Consider the following 7003-nt stretch of genomic DNA (forward strand, 5'->3'; position numbering starts at 1 on the left):
ACCATCGACACCGGCACCAGCGAACTGCTCTGCGTCATCCGCGACCGCGTCGCCGTTATCACGCTGAATCGCCCCGAGGTCCGCAACGCGCTGTCGGACGATCTGACGCCGGCGCTGCGCACGATGATCAAGACCTGCGGCGAAAACCCGGACGTCGGTGCGCTGCTGATCACCGGGGCCGGCACCGCCTTCTGCGCCGGCGGCAACGTCAAGGGCATGGGCGCGCATCGCGACAAGAAGAAGCTGGAAATGTCCTATGACGAGAAGGTCGCCGACCTGCAGGAACGCCAGCGCCTCCTCACCGGCGCGCTGATCTCGGTGCGCAAGCCGACCATCGCCGCCCTGCCGGGACCGGCGGTCGGCGCGGGGCTCGCCATCGCCATGGCCTGCGACATCCGCATCGCCGCGCAGTCGGCGTTCGTGTCCACCGGCTATCTGCGGGTCGGCCTGTCCGGCGACTACGGTATCGCCTGGCTGCTGACGCGGCTGGTCGGGACCTCACGGGCGCGTGAATTGATGTTCACCGCCGACAAGGTGGATGCGGCGCGATGCGAGGCAATCGGCCTCGTTAACCGCGTGGTGCCGGACACAAGACTCCAGGACGAGGCGTTTGCGCTGGCGAAATCGATGGCGGAAGGACCGACCATCGCGCTGCGCTACATGAAGGACAATCTCGACGAAGCCTTGACGTTCGATTTCGCCACCGCTCGCGACCAGGAAGCCGAGCGCCTGATCCGCACCACCATGACGGCAGATCATCGCGAGGCAGTGCAGGCGTTCATCGAGAAGCGCAAAGCGGTGTTTTCGGGGAAGTAGAGAGCTCAAGCCGCCGCCTGCAGCGAGATCTGTTCGGCCGCGAGCCGCCAGCTGGCGCAGGGAATTTTCTTCGGCGCTAGATCGCTGTGCTTTTCGAACCGCACCAGCTTCCAGTCGTCGGGATTGTTGGTGAAGACAAAGCCGGATTTACGGGCCAGCGCGATCATGACTTCGTTGGAGCGCAGGGTGTCGCCGAACAGGCGCGTTGCGCCGAACGCGGCCGCGCGGCATTCCAGATTGCTCAAAAGCGCGGAGCCGACGCCTTGGCCCTGCCAGCGGTCGTCGATCGACAGGCCGAACTCGAAACTGTCCTTGTCGGGGTCGAAGGCATAGCGGGCCTCACCGACGATGGTCTCGTGGCCATCGATCTTCATGGTCGCGATGACGCTGAAACGGTCGTTCTCCCCGACATGGACGAAATCCTCAAGCAGCTTGTGCGGCAGCTCGCTCATGGCGCCGAGGAAACGGTTGTAGCGGGAACGGGTCGTGAGCGACCGGAAATAGGCCTGCAGCGCGTCGCCTTCGCTCGGCTCAAGGAAGCGGACCGTGAGCGACTTCCCGCTCCGCAACCGCAGCACATCGGAATGTTGCCGGAGGTCATCGAGACCAAACGTTGTCATCGCAAGCTCCCGTCGGTTCCCAAGGGTCGATGGCCGGCGTCCCCCTTAAGGAGGCGGCGCCGGCCGCGGCGGCCGTCAAGCCCGCCAGAACGGCTTTTCGGCCTCATGAGCGATATCGCTCCAGGACAGGCCGACGTCATGCAGGTCGCGATCGGTCCACTGGGTCAATTCGCGCCGCTGGCGAACGCGGTCACGCCACACCTGAAAAGTCTCGCCGAGTTGCCCAAAAAGCCCCGTATCATGATGATTTGTCATTGATTGATGTGAATAGATGGACATGATGTCCTCCTAAAGCTAAGCTGTTGGAGCCAATATCAGGGCTATTCTAGCTTTCGACAAACGACATGTTGTCTGGCTTCACATGAGATAAACTCATGAAATGGATGGACCTATGACGGCCCGATTGCCATCGCTCAATGGCCTGCGGGCGTTCGAGGCCGCGGCCCGGCATCTGAGCTTCACCAACGCGGCGTCCGAGCTGAACGTCACGCAAACCGCGATCAGCCATCAGATCCGGCGGCTGGAGGAAGAACTCGGGATCCAGTTGTTCGTCCGGCAGAACCGCGCGCTGGCGCTGACTCCGGAAGCCAGGGAGTACCTCCCCGGCATCCGTGCGGCGTTCAATGATCTCAGGCTCGCCACCGACCGGCTCAAGCGCCGCGACGACGACCATGTGCTGACGGTCTCGACGCTGGCGTCGCTCGCCGCCAAATGGCTGTTGCCGCGGCTTTCCGCCTTTCAGGAGGCGCATCCCGGCATCGACGTGCGCATCACCACCTCGACCAGCCTGGTCGATTTCAGAAGCGGCGACGTCGATGCCGCGATCCGCTATGGCCGCGGCCACTGGGCCGGCCTGCGCGCCGACTGGCTGATGGCCGACGAATTGTTTCCGGTGTGCAGTCCGGCGCTGGCCAATGGCGACAAACCGCTGCGCTGCCCGGAAGACCTGGCCCATCACACCTTGCTGCACAGCAGCGGAGGCTATGACGACGACTGGCGGCTGTGGCTCACGGCCGCGGGACTGCCGGCGAATATTTCAAGACAGCCTGGAGTGAGCTTCGACCTGATCTTCATGACCGTGCAGGCGGCGATCGACGGCATCGGGGTGGCGATGGGCCGGACCTCCTACGTCGAGGCCGATGTCGCCAAGGGGCGGCTGGTGGTTCCCTTCAAGATCGCGCTGCCGGCGGACGCCGGCTTCTATCTGGTCTCGCCCGAGACCAGGGCGGATCCGCCGAAGCTGCGGGCATTCCGGCAATGGCTGAAAACCTCGGTGCAGGGCAAGGCCTGAGAGGCAGTCCACAGCTGCGCCAAAAACCGGCTCGATCGGCGTTTTCCGGGTTGGTCGGGCGGCGCAGACGTGGCAGATTGCCGCAGCAAGCAAAGTACTGTCGGCTGACGAGAAGTCTTTCCGCACAGGCCATGTCGCAACGGGGAGAAGATCGCCATGTCGCAAACATCCACGTCACAACCGCCGCAGATCAAGTCGCGCATCGGCGCCATTCTGCGCGCGACCAGTGGCAATTTCCTCGAGCAGTTCGATTTCTTCCTGTTCGGCTTTTACGCCACCTACATCGCCAAGGCGTTCTTTCCGTCCGAAAACGAGACCGCCGCTCTGCTCAACACCTTCGGCGTATTCTGGCTCGGCGCGCTGATGCGTCCGGTCGGCGCGATCGTGCTCGGCGCCTATATCGACCGCATCGGCCGCCGCAAGGGCCTGATCGTCACGCTGGCGATCATGGCGCTCGGCACGGTGACGATCGCGATCTGTCCGACCTACGCCACGATCGGCGTTGCCGCCCCGGTGATCGTGCTGATCGGCCGGCTGCTGCAGGGCTTTTCGGCCGGCGTCGAGCTTGGCGGCGTGTCGGTGTATCTCTCCGAGATCGCCACGCCCGGCAACCGGGGCTTCTACACCTCGTTCCAGTCCGCCAGCCAGCAGGTCGCGATCTTCGTCGCGGCCATCATCGGATTTGTGCTGAGCGAGATGCTGCCGGCGGCGACCGTCGCCGCATGGGGCTGGCGCATCCCGTTCTTCATCGGCTGCCTCATCATCCCCTTCATCTTCTTCCTGCGCCGGACCCTGGAGGAAACGCCGGCGTTCCTGGCCATGAAGAAGCATCCGTCCACATCGGAGGTCTTCAGCTCGGCGGCGGTGAACTGGAAGATCATCCTGCTCGGCATGATGCTGGCGGCGATGACCACCGTGACCTTCTATTTCGTCACCGTCTACACGCCGACTTTCGGCAAGACCGTGCTGAAGCTCTCCAGCCAGGACGCGCTGCTGGTCACGCTGCTGGTGGCCGTGACCAACTTCATCTGGAATCCGGTCGGAGGCGCGCTGTCCGACCGTGTCGGCCGCAAGCCGGTGTTGCTGGCGATTGCCGGCCTCTCCTTCGTGACCGCATACCCTGCGCTGCTCTGGCTCACCGCCGCTCCGACCTTCGGCAAGATGCTGGCGGTGGAATTGATGTTCTCGCTCTATTTCGGCGTCTACAGCGGCACCATGCTGGGCGCGCTGGTCGAAATTGTGCCGAAGCATATCCGCACCACCTGTTTCTCGCTCGCATTTGCGCTCGCCGCGGCGCTGTTCGGCACCTTCACGCCGTTCGCGGCAACGTCGCTGATTGCCATGACCGGCGACAGGGCGTCTCCCGGCTTCTGGCTGATGTGCGCCGCCGCCAGCGGCTTCATCGCGGCCATGGTCATCTACCGCAGCGGAGCGATCGAGGCGCGCGAACAGGCGGTCGCCGCGCAGCAGGCGTGAGACGGCGCCCAGGCGCTTGCCTGGCCGCAGGTTTTGATTTCCATGCAAACAACGATAACAAGAGCGCATGGTCGACTTAGCCCGTAGATACGATGTGCTGGTGATCGGCGGCGGCAACGCGGCGCTGTGCGCCGCGATCAGCGCGCGGCGGCTGGGCGCGTCCGTATTGGTGCTGGAAGCCGCGCCGAAATTCTATCGGGGCGGCAACACCCGCCATACCCGCAACATGCGCTGCGCCCATGATGCGGCGACCGACATCCTCACCGGGCCTTATACGGAAGCGGAATTCTGGGAAGATCTGCTGCGGGTCACCGGCGGCCAGACCGACGAGGAACTGGCGCGCCACATGATCGCGGAGTCCAAGGACATCCTGCACTGGATCGTCAAGCAGGGCGTGCGCTGGCAGCCGTCATTGGGCGGCACGCTCAGCCTCGGGCGGACCAACTCGTTCTTCCTCGGCGGCGGCCGGGCGATGCTGAACGCGCTGTACCTGACCGCCGAGCAGCTCGGCGTCGAGATTCGCTATGACGCCGAGGTGCTCGACCTCGAGATCGACAACGGCATGTTCCTCTCCGCTTCGCTGAAGCAGGGCGACGGCCGCACCAAGGTGAGCGCGGCGACCCTGGTCGCCGCCGCCGGCGGCTTCGAAGCGAACATCGAATGGCTGAGGGAATATTGGGGAGCGGCCGCCGACAATTTCCTGATCCGCGGCACGCCCTACAACCGCGGTTCCATCCTCAAGATGCTATTGGCAAAGGGCGTGCAGGAGGTCGGCGATCCCACCCAGTGCCACGCGGTCGCGATCGACGCCCGCGCGCCGAAATTCGACGGCGGCATCATCACACGGCATGATTCCGTGGTGTTCGGCATCGTCGTCAACAACAAGGCCCTGCGCTTCTACGACGAGGGCGAAGACATCTGGCCGAAGCGTTACGCGATATGGGGCCGCCTGGTTGCCGCCCAGCCCGACCAGATCGCCTATATCATCTTCGATTCCAGCGTTCTCACCAGTTTCATGCCGACGCTGTTTCCGCCGATCAAGGCCGACAGCATCGCCGAGCTGGCCGGCAAGTTCGAGCTCGACGCGGCCGTGCTGGAAAAAACCGTCGCCGACTTCAACGCCGCGGTGAGGCCCGGCACTTTCGATCACACCATCCTCGACGACTGCCGCACCGAAGGCCTGACCCCTCCCAAGACGCATTGGGCGCGGCGGATCGAGACGCCGCCTTATTACGCCTATCCGGTGCGACCCGGCATCACCTTCACCTATCTCGGTACCCGCGTGAACAAGCAGGCGCGGATGCTGATGAAGGACGGCAAGCCCGCCGCCAACATGTTCGCCGCCGGCGAGATCATGGCGGGCAATGTGCTCGGCAAGGGCTACGCGGCCGGCATCGGCATGACCATCGGCAGCGTGTTCGGACGGATCGCGGGACGGGAAGCGGCGCAAAATGCACGGAACTAAGACGCTCGAGGAAGCCGACCGGCTGATGACGGTTTGCAATTCCTGCCGCTATTGCGAGGGCCTGTGTGCGGTGTTCCCGGCGATGGAAATGCGCCGCGCGTTTTCCGACGGCGACCTCAATTACTTCGCCAATCTCTGCCACGCCTGCGGCGCCTGCTACACCGACTGCCAGTTCTCCCCGCCGCACGAATACAACGTCAATGTGCCGAAGAATCTGGCCGCCGCGCGCGCCGAATCCTGGGCTGCCTATGCCTGGCCGCGCGCCTTCTCGGGCCTGTTCGCGCGCAACGGCCTGGCGATCAGCATCATCGCGGCCTTGAGCGTGGCCGCGTTCATATTCGGCTTTGCGGCGTTCACCGACCGGCAAGTGCTGTTCGGCATCCACACCGGCCCCGGCGCGTTCTACGCGCTGATGCCGCACAACGCGATGGCGGCCTTGTTCGGCGCGGCGCTCCTCTATGCGATCGTCGCGCTGGTGATGGGCGTACGCGCGTTCTGGCGCGATATCGGCGAGCCCGTGGGCATGCTGGCCGATCCCGGCTCGCTGTGGCAGGCGATGAAGGATGCCGGTGAGCTGCGCTATCTCGACGGCGGCGGCGTCGGCTGCTTCAACGAGGACGAGCGCCCGACCGACCACCGCAAGATCTACCATCATCTGACCTTCTACGGTTTTGGGCTCTGCTTCGCCGCCACCTGCGTGGCGACGCTGTATCACTATCTGATCGCGCGCGAGGCGCCCTATCCGTGGTGGGACCTGCCGGTGGTACTGGGCACGCTCGGCGGCATCGGGCTTCTGATCGGGCCGGCGGGTTTGCTGATGGAGAAGTCGAAACGCGATCCGGCGCTGGTCGACGGAAAAAGCGCCGGCATGGACGTCGCGTTCATCGCCATGCTGTTTTTGACCGGCCTCACCGGCATGGCACTGTTGATTTTGCGCGAGACCGCGGCGATGGGACCGCTGCTGGCGTTGCATCTGGGCTTCGTGTTCTCGCTGTTCGTCACCATGCCCTACGGCAAGTTCGTCCACGGCCTCTACCGCTACGTCGCGCTGGTGCGCTACGCGCGGGAGCGGCGGATGATGGCTGGCGGGACCTAGTCCGGAGTTTCGCGAGCGAACGCTGATCCTTCTCCCCTCCCGCCGCGAAGCGGTGGGGTCGAGACGAGCGAAGCTCGCTCTTAGGGGTCGGGGGTGGGGGTCTGTCGGCTGGAACCGCAGCTTCGGTGGACGCCGCGCTACCCCCACCCCCGACCCCTCCCCGCCACGCGCAAGGGCGCGTGGGTGGAGGGGAGCTCAAGAGCGGTGCTCGCTCGTCCGGGACGACGATAGTTTCCGAT

Annotated in this window: 7 protein-coding genes; 5 read left to right on the forward strand and 2 right to left on the reverse strand. The window is 64.7% G+C overall.

All coding sequences use genetic code 11. The features are described from left to right. On the forward strand, positions 1 to 816 hold an 816-nt coding region (locus QZ213_RS22165), incomplete at its 5' end, for an enoyl-CoA hydratase (RefSeq protein WP_291688232.1). A 5-nt stretch (positions 817 to 821) separates the two neighbouring features. On the opposite strand, the gene QZ213_RS22170 is transcribed toward QZ213_RS22165, so the two are convergent. Next, positions 822 to 1436, reverse strand: a complete 615-nt coding sequence (locus tag QZ213_RS22170; protein WP_291688233.1) for a GNAT family N-acetyltransferase — start codon at positions 1434 to 1436, stop codon at positions 822 to 824. A gap of 75 nt (positions 1437 to 1511) precedes the next feature. Continuing rightward, entirely contained in the window at positions 1512 to 1715 is a 204-nt protein-coding gene (locus QZ213_RS22175) for a DUF1127 domain-containing protein (protein ID WP_291688234.1), read from the reverse strand. Between the two features lie 112 nt (positions 1716 to 1827). Between QZ213_RS22175 and QZ213_RS22180 the strand changes: the two genes are divergently transcribed. The 4 genes from QZ213_RS22180 to tcuB all read left to right on the forward strand — a co-directional run bounded on the left by QZ213_RS22180 (position 1828) and on the right by tcuB (position 6764). Then, on the forward strand, positions 1828 to 2727 hold the full coding sequence (locus tag QZ213_RS22180; protein ID WP_291688235.1) for a transcriptional regulator GcvA: 900 nt from the start codon (positions 1828 to 1830) through the stop codon (positions 2725 to 2727). Positions 2728 to 2883: 156 nt separating this feature from the next. Beyond that, on the forward strand, positions 2884 to 4203 hold the full coding sequence (locus QZ213_RS22185) for an MFS transporter (protein WP_291688236.1): 1320 nt from the start codon (positions 2884 to 2886) through the stop codon (positions 4201 to 4203). 67 nt (positions 4204 to 4270) lie between these two features. Beyond that, the gene (gene tcuA / locus QZ213_RS22190; RefSeq protein WP_291688237.1) at positions 4271 to 5668 is read left to right on the forward strand and encodes an FAD-dependent tricarballylate dehydrogenase TcuA; all 1398 of its coding nucleotides are present in this window, start codon (positions 4271 to 4273) and stop codon (positions 5666 to 5668) included. Next, complete coding sequence (tcuB, locus tag QZ213_RS22195) at positions 5655 to 6764, forward strand: tricarballylate utilization 4Fe-4S protein TcuB (RefSeq protein ID WP_291688238.1); 1110 nt, start codon at positions 5655 to 5657, stop codon at positions 6762 to 6764. Before tcuA ends, tcuB begins: the two co-directional genes overlap by 14 nt. Positions 6765 to 7003 lie beyond the last annotated feature (239 nt).

It is taken from the genome of Bradyrhizobium sp. (assembly GCF_017881085.1).
Taxonomy (GTDB): Bacteria; Pseudomonadota; Alphaproteobacteria; order Rhizobiales; family Xanthobacteraceae; genus Bradyrhizobium.